General features: G+C 36.6%; 17 protein-coding genes. 9 read left to right on the top strand and 8 right to left on the bottom strand.

Annotated features, from left to right (window positions below; translation table 11 throughout):
- The first annotated feature begins 15 nt into the window (after nt 1-15).
- From LVD47_RS02265 to LVD47_RS23960, 6 genes are all read left to right on the top strand, one after another.
- Nucleotides 16-456, top strand: coding sequence for a VOC family protein (locus LVD47_RS02265; RefSeq protein WP_236973901.1), 441 nt, complete (start codon nt 16-18; stop codon nt 454-456).
- Nucleotides 457-467: 11 nt separating this feature from the next.
- Entirely contained in the window at nt 468-953 is a 486-nt protein-coding gene (locus LVD47_RS02260; RefSeq protein WP_236973900.1) for a GyrI-like domain-containing protein, read from the top strand.
- Nucleotides 954-983: 30 nt separating this feature from the next.
- Nucleotides 984-1421, top strand: a complete 438-nt coding sequence (locus LVD47_RS02255; protein WP_236973899.1) for an SRPBCC family protein — start codon at nt 984-986, stop codon at nt 1419-1421.
- Between the two features lie 26 nt (nt 1422-1447).
- Nucleotides 1448-1831 carry an iron chaperone gene (locus LVD47_RS02250; RefSeq protein WP_236973898.1) on the top strand — a complete coding sequence of 128 codons (384 nt, stop codon included), beginning with the start codon at nt 1448-1450 and terminating at the stop codon, nt 1829-1831.
- Entirely contained in the window at nt 1818-2225 is a 408-nt protein-coding gene (locus LVD47_RS02245; protein ID WP_236973897.1) for a VOC family protein, read from the top strand. Before LVD47_RS02250 ends, LVD47_RS02245 begins: the two co-directional genes overlap by 14 nt.
- Before the next feature lie 250 nt (nt 2226-2475).
- Nucleotides 2476-3315 carry a bifunctional helix-turn-helix domain-containing protein/methylated-DNA--[protein]-cysteine S-methyltransferase gene (locus LVD47_RS23960; RefSeq protein ID WP_236973896.1) on the top strand — a complete coding sequence of 280 codons (840 nt, stop codon included), beginning with the start codon at nt 2476-2478 and terminating at the stop codon, nt 3313-3315.
- Between the two features lie 90 nt (nt 3316-3405).
- On the opposite strand, the gene LVD47_RS02235 is transcribed toward LVD47_RS23960, so the two are convergent.
- The 8 genes from LVD47_RS02235 to LVD47_RS02200 form a co-directional block, all read right to left on the bottom strand.
- Nucleotides 3406-3648 (bottom strand): type II toxin-antitoxin system ParD family antitoxin, encoded by a 243-nt coding sequence (locus tag LVD47_RS02235; RefSeq protein ID WP_236973895.1) that lies wholly within the window; start codon nt 3646-3648, stop codon nt 3406-3408.
- Nucleotides 3649-3662: 14 nt separating this feature from the next.
- The gene (locus LVD47_RS02230) at nt 3663-4634 is read right to left on the bottom strand and encodes a coiled-coil domain-containing protein (protein WP_236973894.1); all 972 of its coding nucleotides are present in this window, start codon (nt 4632-4634) and stop codon (nt 3663-3665) included.
- Between the two features lie 88 nt (nt 4635-4722).
- Nucleotides 4723-5145, bottom strand: coding sequence for a type II toxin-antitoxin system VapC family toxin (locus LVD47_RS02225; RefSeq protein WP_236973893.1), 423 nt, complete (start codon nt 5143-5145; stop codon nt 4723-4725).
- Entirely contained in the window at nt 5138-5386 is a 249-nt protein-coding gene (locus tag LVD47_RS02220) for a hypothetical protein (protein WP_236973892.1), read from the bottom strand. The genes LVD47_RS02225 and LVD47_RS02220 overlap by 8 nt, the downstream gene beginning before the upstream one ends.
- An 87-nt stretch (nt 5387-5473) precedes the next feature.
- Nucleotides 5474-7111 carry an ABC-F family ATP-binding cassette domain-containing protein gene (locus LVD47_RS02215; RefSeq protein ID WP_236973891.1) on the bottom strand — a complete coding sequence of 546 codons (1638 nt, stop codon included), beginning with the start codon at nt 7109-7111 and terminating at the stop codon, nt 5474-5476.
- 419 nt (nt 7112-7530) lie between these two features.
- Entirely contained in the window at nt 7531-8736 is a 1206-nt protein-coding gene (locus tag LVD47_RS02210) for a pyridoxal phosphate-dependent aminotransferase (protein ID WP_236973890.1), read from the bottom strand.
- A gap of 17 nt (nt 8737-8753) precedes the next feature.
- Nucleotides 8754-9065, bottom strand: a complete 312-nt coding sequence (locus LVD47_RS02205) for a DUF3467 domain-containing protein (protein WP_236973889.1) — start codon at nt 9063-9065, stop codon at nt 8754-8756.
- Nucleotides 9066-9754: 689 nt separating this feature from the next.
- On the bottom strand, nt 9755-9967 hold the full coding sequence (locus LVD47_RS02200) for a PspC domain-containing protein (protein ID WP_236973888.1): 213 nt from the start codon (nt 9965-9967) through the stop codon (nt 9755-9757).
- Nucleotides 9968-10205: 238 nt separating this feature from the next.
- Between LVD47_RS02200 and LVD47_RS02195 the strand changes: the two genes are divergently transcribed.
- Genes LVD47_RS02195 through ybeY form a run of 3 tightly spaced genes read left to right on the top strand, consistent with a single transcriptional unit; the run spans nt 10206 to nt 14575 of the window.
- On the top strand, nt 10206-13682 hold the full coding sequence (locus LVD47_RS02195) for a DUF4175 family protein (RefSeq protein WP_236973887.1): 3477 nt from the start codon (nt 10206-10208) through the stop codon (nt 13680-13682).
- 5 nt (nt 13683-13687) lie between these two features.
- Nucleotides 13688-14083: an ATP-binding protein gene (locus tag LVD47_RS02190; protein ID WP_236973886.1), complete on the top strand. Its 396-nt coding sequence runs from the start codon at nt 13688-13690 to the stop codon at nt 14081-14083.
- A 48-nt stretch (nt 14084-14131) separates the two neighbouring features.
- Entirely contained in the window at nt 14132-14575 is a 444-nt protein-coding gene (gene ybeY, locus LVD47_RS02185; RefSeq protein WP_236973885.1) for an rRNA maturation RNase YbeY, read from the top strand.
- The last annotated feature ends 329 nt before the right edge of the window (nt 14576-14904 follow it).

Genomic DNA, 14904 nt, shown 5'->3' with positions numbered 1-14904 from the left:
AAAATATTATGAATTATGGCAACGGTTAGCACCTATCTTAATTTTAATAGGAACACAGAGGAAGCTTTCACCTTTTACAAGTCAGTTTTTGGTACCGAATTTTATGGTGATGGTATTATGCGCATGGGCGATGTGCCTCCACAGAAAGGACAGCCACCACTGGCGGAAGAAGATAAAAACCTGGTAATGCATGTAGCCTTACCTACACTCGGAGGACACATGCTGATGGGAACAGACGCTCCGGAATCAATGGGTTTTAGGCTAAGTTTTGGGAATAATGTTTATATTAATCTTGAGCCCGATACCCGTTCGGAAGCAGACCGCTTATTCCATGCACTATCTGATGGAGGTAAAATAAAGATGCCCATGGAAGAAATGTTTTGGGGCGATTATTTTGGATCCGCCGTCGATAGATTCGGCGTTCAGTGGATGATAAATTGTGCAGGTAAAGAATAAAAGACCTGTCGATGAAGAAAAAATCCCTTTTCCTTCCCGAAAGAATAGAAACAAATATAGGGCCTTTGTTAATGGCAGGATTCAGTAAAAAATATGCTTTTGGAAGTTCATTAAACACGGAGGATCTCTGTTTTGGTTCTATGCCGCTTTCAAACCAAATCCCCGGGAAAATAAACAATTTTGTTTACAGACTTACCTTTGATACTGACCCGTGGATCAAAATGGAATGCTTTTGTGGTGTTGAAGTCCAAAGCCTGGAAAGGCTTCCTGCTCCTTTAACGTATAAATTATTGAACCGAAATAATTACGCCGTATTTTATCACATAGGTCACATCTCTACCATGCGTAGAACTTTTGACTTAATTAAGAATCAATGGTTTCCGGAATCATACCCGTCTTTAATCGGTTCAGTTAATTATTTTTTCGAACGATACGGAGAGGGATATAATAAAGAAAAGGGAATCGGAGATATTGAGATTTGGGTTCCTTTAATTTAAAGCATTTATTTCAAAAAAATTCATTTATACATGAAAACAATAACCTTTTCAAAACCAATAAAAGCACCGGTTAGTATAGTATGGGATACCATGCTTGGTTCAGAAACATATGTGCAATGGGCATGTGAATTTGCTGAAGGGTCTTATTTCGAAGGAAGTTGGGCAGAAGGGGAAAAAATACTTTTCCTGGGCCCTGATAGATCTGGTATGGTTTCAATAATAGCCCAAAACCTCCACCACCAATTTATTTCCATAAAACACATAGGTATTGTAAAGAATGGTGTCGAAGACACTGTAAGTGAAGAGGCTAGTAAATGGGCTCCAGCCTATGAAAACTATACATTTGTTGAAAAAAATGGCAAAACAATTGTTAAAATTGAAATGGACATCAATGAGGAACATGAAGAAATGTTTAGCAAACTTTGGCCCAAAGCATTGGAAAAATTAAAGGATCTGGCAGAACGTTGAATCTAAGAAAATGATTAATCTTTATTATGACTAAGACAAATTATAATACCATTGATGAATATATAGCCACTTTCCCCGAAGATATTCAGAAAGTTTTAGAAAAGTTCAGGAATGTTATTCGCGAAGCGGCCCCAGAAGCTGAGGAAGTGATCAGTTATCAAATGCCAACATTCAAACTCGGTAAAAATCTCGTTCACTTTGCCGGATATAAAAACCATATTGGATTTTACCCGGCGCCTTCTGGAATTAAAGCTTTTCAACATCGATTTGAAAATTATAAATGGTCCAAAGGGGCAGTACAATTTCCCCTGGATAAGCCGATCCCATATGATTTGATTACAGAAATTGTACAATTTCGCGTTAGAGAAAACTCATTAAGAAAACGAAAAAATAATTATGATAAAAATTAGCCCTTATCTCACGTTTAATGGAAACTGCCGGGAAGCTATGACCTTTTACAGCAAATGCCTGGGCGGGGAATTTAGCTTTCAGACCGTATCAGAAACTCCCATTGCAGAACAGTGTCCTGAAGGTATGCAACAACAAATAATGCATTCACAACTCCTATTTTCCGAAGCCGCACTGATGGCTACGGATATGTCACAATCCAGGGCGGCCGAACCTGGAAATGATATGGCTATTTCCCTTAGTTTTGACAATGAAAATAAATTACTTGAGTCCTATTCCCGGCTTTCTAATGGTGGAAAAATCATCGAACCCCTGAAAAAGGCCTTCGGAAATGCCCTTTTCGGAGTGCTAAAAGATCGGTATGGGAAAGTGTGGATGTTTCACCATCAAAATTAATACGTTAAATTGATTCTCCTGCTTAATTGATAACCTGGGCTCGACGAATAGTTACAGGTCCAAAGGAATTGGAAGAGAAATAAATATGACTTGCCCTTTTATTGGATACCAGTCTCTTGAAGCATAATCGGGATAAAACTATAACCTTCTCAATCCAAGCTTCAGCCCTTATAACGAGTTGCCTATTCCAAACAGCAAGATTCGGGTTTTTAGGGCAGGCTGCTTCCCTTAATTTTGCAAAAAAATAATCGTGAGCGCTCAAGACAACATCAATTACCACCGGGTAGAAGCAGCTATTAAGTACATTGAACAAAATTTCAAAGATCAACCATCGCTTGATGAAATCGCCCGTGCAATACATCTTAGCCCTTATCACTTCCAACGCATCTTTACAGAATGGGCCGGAACCAGCCCCAAAAAATTTCTTCAATACACCAGTATTTCTTATGCGAAAAATATACTCAGGGAGGAAAGGGCTACATTATTTGACACTTCATTTCGGACAGGGCTTTCCGGTACCGGGAGGTTACATGATTTATTTGTGAATATCGAAGGAATGACTCCCGCAGAATACAAAGAAGGGGGAAAAAACCTGGAGATCAAATACAACTTCTACGAGAGCCCGTTTGGAGAAATCATTGTAGGGTCAACGCAAAAGGGCGTTTGTCATTTGACATTTTTCACCGATAGAGAAGAAGCTTTGAACGCTCTCTATTCCGATTTCCCCAATGCCAAATTTCGTCACCAACCCGATAGTATACACCAAAATGCCATTTCTATATTCAATCGGAATTGGGACAGTATGCAAGAAATAAAACTGCATTTAAAAGGCAGTGCCTTCCAGCTAAAAGTCTGGGAAACCTTACTAAAAACACCTTTCGGAAAACTCACGACATATGGGAACCTCGCAAAACAAATTGACTCCCCCAGTGCATCACGTGCTGTAGGAAGCGCAGTAGGAGCCAATCCCGCAGCTTACCTCATCCCTTGCCACAGGGTTATACGGTCCACTGGGAAAATGGACGGATACCGCTGGGGCGATGCTCGTAAAAAAGCTATAATTGGTTGGGAAGCAGTAAGGGAAATATAATCCTTTACAGGTACTTATATTTCTTGTAAATAATAGGGAAAATTTCTTCACGGTCAAGATCAGCCGTGTGAGATAACTGATAATATATTCTCATAGAGCCTGTTTCTCCAGAGAACTGAGTTTATCCCGTACAATATCAGATGGTTTTCTAGCACTGGCTTGTCCTTCCCAGCCTCTGGCTATTTCCACACGTAGTTCTTCAATAATACGATGCCTGTAAACTTCGTGTAGGCGCAAAGCATCCCGGACAACCTCTCTGGCATTTTTGAAATCACCTGATTCCAATTGTTCTGCAATATATTTTTCCTGTTTTTCCGTGAAGCTGATATTCATAACTCTCCTCTTTATTATTCACCCTTTGATCCCCCGTTCCCTTCTTTCTTTCGTTCCCACTGTGTAAAATCGGGCCATCCTGCCGACCGGGAATTTTCAATAGCTTTCATAGCGATATCTTTTACCTGCTGCGAAGCTGAATCAGATTTCGTGCCAAGGGAGTTTATATATTCCTTTTGCTCTGTGACCTTAGCCTCCAATGAAAGGATTTGCTCTTTTCGCAATTGAATTTCCGATTCAAGGTCTTTGGTCTTGAGTTGCATCTCATACTGGTGCTTTTGTTCCAGTCTTTGTGTTATTTCCTTTTCTTTCTTTTGTAGGGCTTCGCTGAGCGTCTCACCGAATCCTTCCACCTTTGCTTTTAATTCCTCAAACTCCTTTTCCCTTTCCAGAATTTTATTCTCTCTCTCCCGGAACTCTTTTTCAAACGCCTCTTTCTTTTCCTTCAGTTCTTTTTCCCGGGCAATTTTCTTTTGGTTATAGGCATCTTCTTCATCCCTGCGCTCTACCTTCAGACGAAATTCATAATCCTCTTTTTCTCGCTCCCATTTTCTTCGTTGCTCTTCGATCTCATTTTTTAAATTTTCCCTTTCCTCTTTGATTTCCACATCTAGCTCCTGTTTTGTTTTACGGTGCGTGAGTAGCAGGGCTTCCAAACTATCTGCTTCTGCTGTAATTTTGTGGACTTCCTCCAGGTTTTTCCTTTCCAACTCTACTGCTTTGTTTAGTTCCTGAAACCGTGATTTTTCCAATAGGATCTTTTCCTCGATTTGGTCCAATTCACCCACTACCCAGGACTTCAACTCCGCAAAGCTATTTTTATTAGCCGGAGAGCTTTCCGCTTTAACCTTTTCTATTATTTCTTTGGATTCTTCAAGCTTTTTCTGGGCAACAGAATTTTCCTTGCGTGCAGCATCTAAGTCTTTAACCAATTCACGGTATGCTTCCATGATCTCTGCTTTGGTATTGGATTTGGTAATGCCCATAATCTATTTGATTTTTTTGATATGCATTTCAAATTTAAATATTTATCACTAATGATACTATTAGACATAAATTAATTTTTTCAAAATGCTAAGGAATTACTTCGATTTCCAACGAACTGATCTCACGCTGCATTTTCTTATCATAGGTAAAAAGAGAAGATATCTTTCCTTCTACCATAAGCTGAATTAACAATGTATCATTGATCCCCACTTTTGAAGACGTAAATAAATCGGCATATTTTGTGGCAAAATCAAAATTTAACGGGGGTTCTATAAGCCTTATATTAGGAATTGTCTCTATTTGTCGTACGGCTTTGCGCAGTAGGCTCTTATCTCCGGTTAATTTGAAAATGATGTGAAGGACTTCTTCGATTACATGATGCGAAGTGTATAATTCACTTGATTCTCCTATCAAAAACTGCAATTTCTCAACAACATCTCCCTGTCTATCCGAGGATTCATCCAAATAGTATATCAGCACGTTGGCATCTAAGAAAACCGTTTTATTCATATTTATCTTCTGCCAGTTTGTTGAGATATTCCGGTGTCAAGGGCTGTTCGCTGACAGCCTGTAAACGAAGTGTGCCACCACTGACACGTACTTTATTGTCGGGTTTATCCCGGATAGGCTCAAGCGTGGCAATGGGGCGGGATCTATAGACAAGAGTATAACTTTCCCCTTTAGACAAAGCAACACGGACACGTGGAAGATTTTCCCTCAATTCTTTGGTGGATATAATATGATGCATCATAATACAAATATAATTAAAGTTCATCTAAAGTTATAACTTCAAATAAACTTTTACAGGAATTATATTCCAAGAAACGGCTTTTGTAGTTCACACCATCGCCTCGCCATACATTTCTGCCCTCAGTTTCTTTACTCTTTCATCCTGAAGATAGTCGTCGACTGTTGATAACCGGTCAATTATACCATTCGGGGTAAGTTCTATTATCCTATTCGCCACAGTATGCATAAAAGTGTGGTCATGAGAAGAAAGCAATACAATACCTTTGTACTCTACACATTGTTCATTAAATGCCTGGATGCTTTCCAGGTCCAGGTGATTAGTTGGCTGGTCCAAAACAATCGCATTGGGGTTTTGCAACATCATTCTGCTAATCATACACCTTACCTTTTCTCCTCCACTCAGGACGCTTGTCTTTTTATAAATTTCTTCCCCGCTAAAAAGCATTTTTCCCAAAAACCCCCTTAGAAACGGTTCATCAACATCCGTTACATGGTCCGGCACCCACTGTCTCAACCAATCCATCAAATTGAGATCTTTATCAAAAAAGTCCCCATTCTCTACTGGAAGATAAGCCTTTGTAATTGTTACGCCCCATTCCGATGAACCTTTATCAGGATCTTCATTGCCATTTATAATCTCAAAAAAGTGCGTTACTGCCAACGGGTCTTTACTATAAAAAGCAATTTTATCTCCTTTATTTACTGTAAAACTAACGTCTGAAAACAAGGTCCTGCCTTCTATTGACTTTTCTAAGTTCGAAACACTTAGGATATTATTCCCGGGTTCACGCAAGGGTTGAAAAATAATCCCCGGATATTTCCGGTGACTGGGTTCTATATCTTCAAGGGTAAGTTTGTCCAACGCCTTTTTCCGGGCTGTTGCCTGCCTGGATTTGGATGCATTGGCACTAAAACGGGCAATAAACTCCATCATTGCCTTTCTCTTATCTTCGACTTTTTTGTTCTTATCTGCAATTTGTTTGGCCATTAATTGGGAACTTTCATACCAAAAAGTATAATTTCCGCTAAATACTTTGATTTTTTTGCGATCCACATCGGCGATATGAGTACACACTGCATCAAGGAAGTGCCTGTCATGGCTGACTACCAAAACAATATTGGGGTAATCTGCGAGAAAATCCTCTAACCAGGTAATGGTTTCTATATCCAGACCATTGGTAGGCTCATCCAGCAATAAAATATCAGGGTTCCCAAATAATGCCTGTGCCAACAAAACCCGGACCTTTAGGATGGAAGGAATATCCTTCATCAAACTGTGGTGATGTTCTTCTTTAACGCCCAGGCTACCTAATAAACTCCCGGCATCACTTTCTGCCTCGTAACCTCCCATTTCTCCAAATTGTTCTTCTAACTCCCCGGCTCTCATTCCATCCGCTTCTGAAAAATCGGGTTTATTGTATATGTCCGCTCTTTCCTGCGAAATTTCCCACAAAGGTTGGTGCCCCATCAACACCGTATCAAGTACTGTATTATTATCAAATTGAAAATGATCCTGCTTAAGTACGGCCATTCTGGCACCTGGGGTAATTTCAACTTTGCCTTTGGTAGACTCTACCTCTCCACTGACTATTTTCAAAAATGTTGACTTTCCAGCTCCATTGGCTCCGATTACGCCGTAGCAATTCCCAGAAGTAAACTGAACATTTACTTCATCAAAAAGTACCCTGGTCCCAAAATTGAGTGTTAAATTATTTACCGTGATCATTCTTTACTTAGTATTTTCTAAACCAAAGCGCAAAAATAGGTTATTTGTCTGAAATACAATATAAGAAGTGCCTAAAGTTAGATTGGCCTTCCATACTTAAAGTATATTTATTGAGCCTCTTTTAATTACTATAAAACCAGATTAGTTACGTTGAAAGCCTTACCCCTGAAAGTTCACAAGACCATTTGTAAAGGGAGTCGGCGAATTGTAAAATGTTCATTTTAAAAGACTTATAGTAATTTCCTTTGTTTTCATTAATCGCTTATTCTTTATTTTTGATGATAAGTATTTTGCGATTATAGAGGTTTATCCTGACTATATTCATGTATTTGTCATGAATATAGCGGATTAAGAAAATTAATAAATGATCAAATATAATGTATGTGACACACAGTCTGTGGATTGAATCCTTTGAAAGACTATCGTACAGGAATAGCAGACAATGGATATGTAACCAAAGCCTTTTCCAGACAATCCATAGCAACTTTTAATTGCTCTAATTCGAGTACATAAGCTATACGTACTTCGTTTACACCTAGTCCCGGAGTATTGTAAAAGCCATTGCCCGGTGCTAACATCACTGTTTGATTTTCAGCTCTAAAATCAGTTAATAACCATTTACAAAAATGTTCAGAATTTTCAACAGGGAAACGGGCAAAAATATAGAAAGCCCCCTCTGGTTTATTAATCGTGACACCTGGAATTTTTTCCAATCTGCTTATGACGTAATCTCTCCTTTCCCGATAGATGGACAAAATTTCATCTGTGTATTCTTTTGGTGGATTTATAGCCCGTTCAGCGAACTCCTGGGCCAACATAGGTGGACTTAGGCGTAATTGGGCAAATTTTAATATTTGCTCCTGAACTAATCGATTATGGCTTACAATACAACCTACTCTGGCACCGCAAGCATTATACCTTTTACTAATAGAATCCAGAACAATAACTCTTTCTCGTATGTGTTCCATTTGAAGCACGGAAAAGAATTCTTCATCGTAAACAAACTCTCGATATACTTCGTCTACAATCAAATACAAGTCATATTTGAGAATCAACTCAGCCAATTCAACCAACATCTTTCGGGAATACACTTTCCCCGTAGGATTATTTGGATTACATAAAAGGAGGGCTCTTGTTTTATCCGTTACTACCTCCTCAAATAAATTTACATCGGGAACAGGATACCCTTCTTCAAATGGTGTATATATAGGTTTTATATTTACACCGGCCATTTTACTGATTCCATTGTAATTTGCATAAAATGGTTCCTGTACTATTAATTCATCCCCCGGATCCAATATGGCATATAAGGTCAACAATAGTGCCTCACTTGCCCCGGTAGTAACTAATATATCTTCTTCTTCCAGGTCTATGCCCCATGCATTATAATAATGCTTAAATTTTTTTCTGACTTTATCTTCCCCTTCTGACTTTCCATATGGTAAATGGTCCAGTGTCCATTCATTGAGAACTGAACCCGGGAAAATGGGTGACGGGACATCTGGCTGCCCTATATTCAAATGATATATTTTCACTCCATTGGCCTTGGTTTCATTGGCAAATACTGACAACTTGCGTATTGGTGACTGAAAAGCATTTAAGCTTCTCTGACTGATCCTGTCCATAAACTTAAAATTCTTAATTAGGCTTCCGCGTTGGGAATATTGAAATTCATAGGTGGCATATTTGTGCCTCCCTCATTTATTACTCCGTGTTGGGCTTCGTACTTATTTAAGTTATCCTCTAACGCTTTCATTAACCTCTTAGCGTGCTGAGGGCTTAAAATTATTCTACTTTTTACTTTGGCCTTGGGCACATTAGGCATCATCCTTACGAAATCTACAACAAATTCCTGATTGGAGTGGGAAATTATGGCCAGATTGGAATATATACCATCAGCAATTTCTTCTGAAATTTCTATATTCATCTGATTCTGAGATTTCTTTTCATCCATATTCCTAGATATTTACGGGCAAAATTAGGTGAAAAATTGCTGAGAATCGAATGATTTGACTTTTTTCTTCATTTGAGGGGTCTCATTGCGAGTTTTTATTCATAATCAAATTGGATATATTTTTGGTCATAATGTTAAAAGCAAATATTTTATTCATTCATTTTATATCAAATCAGCAAATCGTATTTGTGTCGTTTTGATTACAATTTTACTTTATGATTTAGCACCTAAATAATTGTTAATCAAATATTTTTAAGTGTTATCAAAAGGTTATATATTTGTAGTCCATCTCAAAAACCGACGTATGAAATTTAAATTTTTACAATTAATAGTCTTAATTGCCGGCTGTGCTGGCTTATTATGTATTTGTTTTCCTGAATGGCTCACAAGCAGCCATTCACCTCAGGCTAATAGCCAATATCCATACTCCAGATCTGTATATAAAAGTAGCTTCCCTTCAGATACAGATAGCAATATTATTTATTCAGATACAATACTCGCTATTTAAGGAACCTTATATTCGCCATAGTTAATTAGTAAAAAAGATTGCCAAAAGGAATGGGATATGATAAGATTTCTAATAGTTTATTTATTCTGAGGGAATTGTCAGACAATTTACACCTGGTCGTACGATAGGAAAACTTCCTTTGTTTTAGATAATAAAATACCGAAAGAATAATTCCACAGGATTATAAATAATGAAGAGGTCTTCTTCCTTGAATATACTTTTTCCAATTGATCCAAAAGGCAACGAATAAATAGATTACAACTGGAGAACCAAATGTTAAAAGTGAAAGGTATACGAAATAGATTCTAACCCGGTCAACAGCCAGACCAAATTGATCTGCTACCGTAGAACAAACGCCAAAGGCTGGTTTTTCGAAGATATCCCGTAAATTCATGTTACGTTAACGATAACTTTTTATAAAAAGTTCCAATTAATATTCGAATTTGTTTCAATGCCGTATTTAGTAAAACTAAATTAATAATATTATTTGGAAGTTGACAAATTTGTTTCTATTAAAGGAACCTAAGTTTCTAAAATTCCTGTTAAAAGTAAGAACAAACAGCTGGATTATAGTATTTTGATTAGATAATCCGTTATATTAAATATTTGGATCAAGAGTAGAATAGTGTGATATGAAAAGTTCAAAAGGATATACAGCGTTAATTCAAAAATTAGATCAATTTATCAGGAAATTTTATGCCAATAAATTGATCAAAGGGTCTCTATTATTTGCAGGGGCCAATCTGGTTTTATTTTTGTTTTTCAATTTACTTGAATCCCAATTTTACTTTTCAACACTTACCCGATCGATTTTTTTCTATTCTTTCATTGGATTTTTTGCAGTTTCTTTTACCTATTGGATGGGCATACCGGCCATAAAATGGTTAAAACTTGGTAAAACTATTAGTCATGAAGATGCCGCTAAAATTATTGGTGATCACTTCCCAGAGGTAAAAGACAAGCTATTAAATATTTTACACCTTTCACATCAGTCATCAGCAGATTCTGATAATGATTTGCTATACCACAGTGTAGAACAGAAAACCAGGGAGATTAAACTTGTTCCATTTCCCAAGGCTATTGATTTAAAAAGGAATCGCAAATATATCAAATACGCTCTTCCTCCGTTTTTAATTCTCATAACCCTGCTTTTTAGCTCACCGACCCTCATAACAGATAGTTCATATCGAATTCTGCACAACAGAACAAATTTTGAAAAAGAAGCTCCATTTGAGTTTGTACTTCAAAATAGCAATCTTGAAGTGCCGCAGTTTGAAGACATTACGCTTGTAATGAAAACCATCGGAAATGCCATGCCATCAGAATCTTTTATAAGTATTGATGGATTTAAATACAAAATGCAAAAAAATAAGGATGGCGACTTTAAATATATCATTAAGAATATAGGCAATGAACTTGATTTTCAATTTAGTGCCAATGGATTTGAATCCAAAAACTATAATATAAAAGTACTTAAAAAGCCTTCATTAGTCAATATGGGTATTGAATTGGATTTTCCTTCTTATACACAAATAAACGATAAGAAAATTCAAAATGAAGGGGATATAACTGTTCCGGAAGGGACAAAAATATCCTGGACTTTTGACACAGAAAACATGTCTGATTTGGTACTTTCATTTGGTGGAGAGGATAGAGATACCATATTGAATACCACCAACAATACCTCTATTTTTACAAAAAGAGTTTACAGAAATAGTGATTATAATTTAGTATTTAATAGTGCCGATATTTTAAAAGCTGATTCCGTCAGTTATTATATAGAGACGGTACGGGATCAATATCCTAAAATAAGCCTTGAAAAGCAAGTTGATTCCAACCAACAAAAAGTCACCTACGCCGTAGGGGAAGTTTCTGATGATTATGGTATCAAAGAACTATCTTTTAATTACGCTATTGCTGAAAATCAGGCGTCCTCAGACGAACTTATCTTTACAAAGGAAGTACTGGAAGAAAATATGGGAAAAGCAGGTACGTATGATAAAATAATTGATCTTACGAAAACAGAATTAAAACCCGGCCAATCTTTTCTCTATTATTTTGAAGTTTATGACAACGATGCCGTCAATGGATCCAAATCCACTAAAACAAGTATTCAAAGCTGGACCAAAAAGACAGTTGAAGAATTCGAACAGTTAGAAGAATCTAACGAGGAAGAAATTAAAAGTAATCTGGAAAAGATTCTTAAAGACCAGGAGATACTTCAAAAAAGTGCGGAAGAGCTTCGAAATAAATTATTTCAGGAAAAAGACCTCAATTGGCAGCGGAAGAAAGAATTGGAAAAATTGCTCGATCAACAAGAGAATATTCAAAAGGCACTGGAAGAAACCAAAAACCTTCAAGAGAAAAATGCTGCTAACCAGGAGGAATTTAAAGATCCAAACCAGCCCAATAACAATGAGGAAATCCAAAAGCTTATGGAGCAGGCGCAAAATCCCGAAATGGAAAAGCTACTCAACAAGATCAGGGAGCTCATGAGCAAGCTCAAAAAGGAAGATGCGATTGATGCCTTGCAGGAGATGAATAATCAAATGGAACAATCACAGATGGATCTTAAACGTCTGGAAGAGCTGTATAAAAAATTGGAAATGGAAAGTGACATGCAGGATGCCATGCAAAAATTGGATCAGCTAGCTGAGGAACAAGAAAAACTTGCTGAGGAAAACCTGGGGGATGAAGAGACTTTTGAAGAAAATAACAAGCAAGATGAGTTTTCAGAGAATAAAGACGAGGAAGGGAACGATGATAACGTAAATGAAGAAGACTCTGCAAATGATGAGGAAAAACCTGGAAATAAAAACGAAAGTGACAAAAATGAAAATTCTCTGAAACAAGATAGTGACTCCAAAAAGAAGCAAGAGGATCTAAATAAGGAATTCGAAAAACTCAGTAAAGAGATGGAGGAACTCTTCAAAAAAAATAAGGACCTCAAAAACCCCATGGAAATGGATGATCCAAAAACTCCTTCAGAGGAAATTAAAAAAGATCAGAAAGAAAGCATGGAGAATATGAATTCTGGACAAAAACAAAAAGCAGGGCAAAAGCAAAAAGATGCTTCGAAAAAAATGAAAGAGATGAGCGAGTCCATGAGTTCAAGTATGATGAGTGGGCAGCAGCAACAAATGCAGGAAGACATGAATCTGGTACGGCAAATTTTAGAGAATCTTGTAAAACTTTCATTTGACCAGGAAATACTTATTGAAGATATAGACCATCTATCTACAGCTACCCCCCAATATGTAGAAAAAGTCCAGGAACAATTTAAGCTTAAAAATGACTTTGGACTAATAAGGGACAGTCTTATTTCTTTAGCCAACCGAAATGTTCAAATACAATCCGGCATTACTAATAAAGTTAATGTAATTGATAATCACATTTCTAAAAGCCTGGAGTTACTCGAAGAACGCAAAAAGAGCGATGCCTCTAATGATCAAAGAAGAACAATGAAAAATGTCAATGATTTAGCCCTGCTTCTTAGCGAAGCAATGGAAAACATGCAAATGCAAATGTCGAGTTCTTCTGCCATGTGTAATAACCCCAATAGTATGGGTCAAGGGGAAGGCTCAGAGCCAATGGACAGGATCACTAAAGGGCAAAAGAATGTTACTCAAAAAATGAAAGACCTGGCAAAACAGAGGGGGAATAAAGGAAAGGGGGAACAGGGTTCCAGTAAAGATTTTGCTAAAATTGCAGCAGAACAAGCAGCTTTACGCAAAATGCTTCAAGACAAGCAAAACGAAAAAATGCAACAGGGCCAGGGTTCAAAGCAGCTTCAGGAACTAATTGATATGATGGATAAAATGGAAACGGACTTGGTAAATAAAAACCTCACTAATGAAATGTTGGAACGACAGCAGGAAATTATGACCCGTTTACTAGAAGCTGAAAAAGCAGAACGTCAACAAGAACTTGACGAAAAGAGAAAATCACAATCAGCAAATGAAATTCCAAAAAGCTTACCTCAGGATCTTCGGGAGTACTTAGAAAAGAGAAGAGAAGAAATTTCCCCTTACAAGAAACTTTCTCCTTCTTTAAAACCTTATTATAAGAGATTAGTCGAAGAATATTACGAACAACTAAAAACTGATTAACCGATTTGGCAAGCAAATTAACTATATCTTCTGAACTGGAAAATATAAAATTAATAGATTCATTCCTCAAAAGATTAGAGGCCAATTATTGCATACTTCCCAAGAAATTTATAGACATTAAATTATCTATTTTAGAGGCTGTAAATAATGCCATTATTCACGGGAATAAATTTGATAGTGATAAAACGGTTTCAATAACGGAGGCAATGGATCATGAAATCCTGGAAATAAGGATTAATGACCAGGGAAGTGGATTTAATTTCAACGAAGTAAAAGATCCCACATTAAAAGAAAATATTTTATCGCCCGGTGGTCGAGGAATCCATTTGATGCGGAATTTAACTGACAGTTTTAAATTCACAAACGATGGCAAATGCGTAATATTGAGATTTAAGATATAGCCATTTATGTATTAATCTATCTTTGTGGTTTTCACTCAGGTGTTAGTTATGAATTCAATAGAAAATGTTCGGTATTTTTTTGAAGACGTCTCTTCTTTTCCTTTAGAGAAAAACCTTTTAAATTCTTGGATCACAAGTACTATTCTTAAAGAGAATCAATCCAAAATAGGTGATATAAATATTATTTTCTGCTCTGACGATTATCTTTTAGAAATAAATATAGAATATCTCGATCACGATTATTATACGGATATAATTACTTTTCCTTATCAGCAAACACCTCTTTCCGGTGATTTATTTATCAGTATAGACAGAATACATGAAAATGCTGACATATTAAACCAACCATTTACCAACGAATTGAATAGAGTAATCATCCATGGTATTTTACATTTGTGTGGATATAATGATAAAACGGATATGGACCAAGAGCAAATGCGTAAGAAAGAAGATGAATACCTTTTGATTTTGAAACAATCATATGTTAAATAATTTCATGATCCGTGCGACAAGGCTAATTCATTATGTCTCCGGCACCTATTTGTACCGGCTATACCTTGTTAAATTATTTTTGGTCATTCATAATTTATTATTATTCGTTGGGTTATGTTTATAAGGTTATACTCCTGATGTTTATAAATAATTAATTACAACCATTTATTCCTCTCCTTGAAAATTTATTAATAATTTGGCGGATTAATTCTGAATAATTCATCTATTCAGCATTAACAATGAATAGAAATATAAAAATTTGTTTGATTTTTTACTTCTATCTTGATTTGTAATACAATTGTTTATAAGTTATTGAAATTAGATAATTT

The organism is Membranihabitans maritimus (assembly GCF_021729145.1).
GTDB classification, from domain to species: domain Bacteria; phylum Bacteroidota; class Bacteroidia; order Chitinophagales; family Saprospiraceae; genus Membranihabitans; species Membranihabitans maritimus.
The sequence above is the reverse complement of the archived record's forward strand: the minus strand, read 5'-3'. Positions and strand labels throughout refer to the sequence as shown.

Coding starts and splice junctions, on each gene's coding strand:
- LVD47_RS02265 (WP_236973901.1), top strand. CDS start 16: ATGGCAACGGTTAGCACCTATCTTAATTTTAATAGGAACACAGAGGAA.
- LVD47_RS02260 (WP_236973900.1), top strand. CDS start 468: ATGAAGAAAAAATCCCTTTTCCTTCCCGAAAGAATAGAAACAAATATA.
- LVD47_RS02255 (WP_236973899.1), top strand. CDS start 984: ATGAAAACAATAACCTTTTCAAAACCAATAAAAGCACCGGTTAGTATA.
- LVD47_RS02250 (WP_236973898.1), top strand. CDS start 1,448: ATGACTAAGACAAATTATAATACCATTGATGAATATATAGCCACTTTC.
- LVD47_RS02245 (WP_236973897.1), top strand. CDS start 1,818: ATGATAAAAATTAGCCCTTATCTCACGTTTAATGGAAACTGCCGGGAA.
- LVD47_RS02235 (WP_236973895.1), bottom strand. CDS start 3,648: ATGAATATCAGCTTCACGGAAAAACAGGAAAAATATATTGCAGAACAA.
- LVD47_RS02230 (WP_236973894.1), bottom strand. CDS start 4,634: ATGGGCATTACCAAATCCAATACCAAAGCAGAGATCATGGAAGCATAC.
- LVD47_RS02225 (WP_236973893.1), bottom strand. CDS start 5,145: ATGAATAAAACGGTTTTCTTAGATGCCAACGTGCTGATATACTATTTG.
- LVD47_RS02220 (WP_236973892.1), bottom strand. CDS start 5,386: ATGATGCATCATATTATATCCACCAAAGAATTGAGGGAAAATCTTCCA.
- LVD47_RS02215 (WP_236973891.1), bottom strand. CDS start 7,111: ATGATCACGGTAAATAATTTAACACTCAATTTTGGGACCAGGGTACTT.
- LVD47_RS02210 (WP_236973890.1), bottom strand. CDS start 8,736: ATGGACAGGATCAGTCAGAGAAGCTTAAATGCTTTTCAGTCACCAATA.
- LVD47_RS02205 (WP_236973889.1), bottom strand. CDS start 9,065: ATGGATGAAAAGAAATCTCAGAATCAGATGAATATAGAAATTTCAGAA.
- LVD47_RS02200 (WP_236973888.1), bottom strand. CDS start 9,967: ATGAATTTACGGGATATCTTCGAAAAACCAGCCTTTGGCGTTTGTTCT.
- LVD47_RS02195 (WP_236973887.1), top strand. CDS start 10,206: ATGAAAAGTTCAAAAGGATATACAGCGTTAATTCAAAAATTAGATCAA.
- ybeY (WP_236973885.1), top strand. CDS start 14,132: ATGAATTCAATAGAAAATGTTCGGTATTTTTTTGAAGACGTCTCTTCT.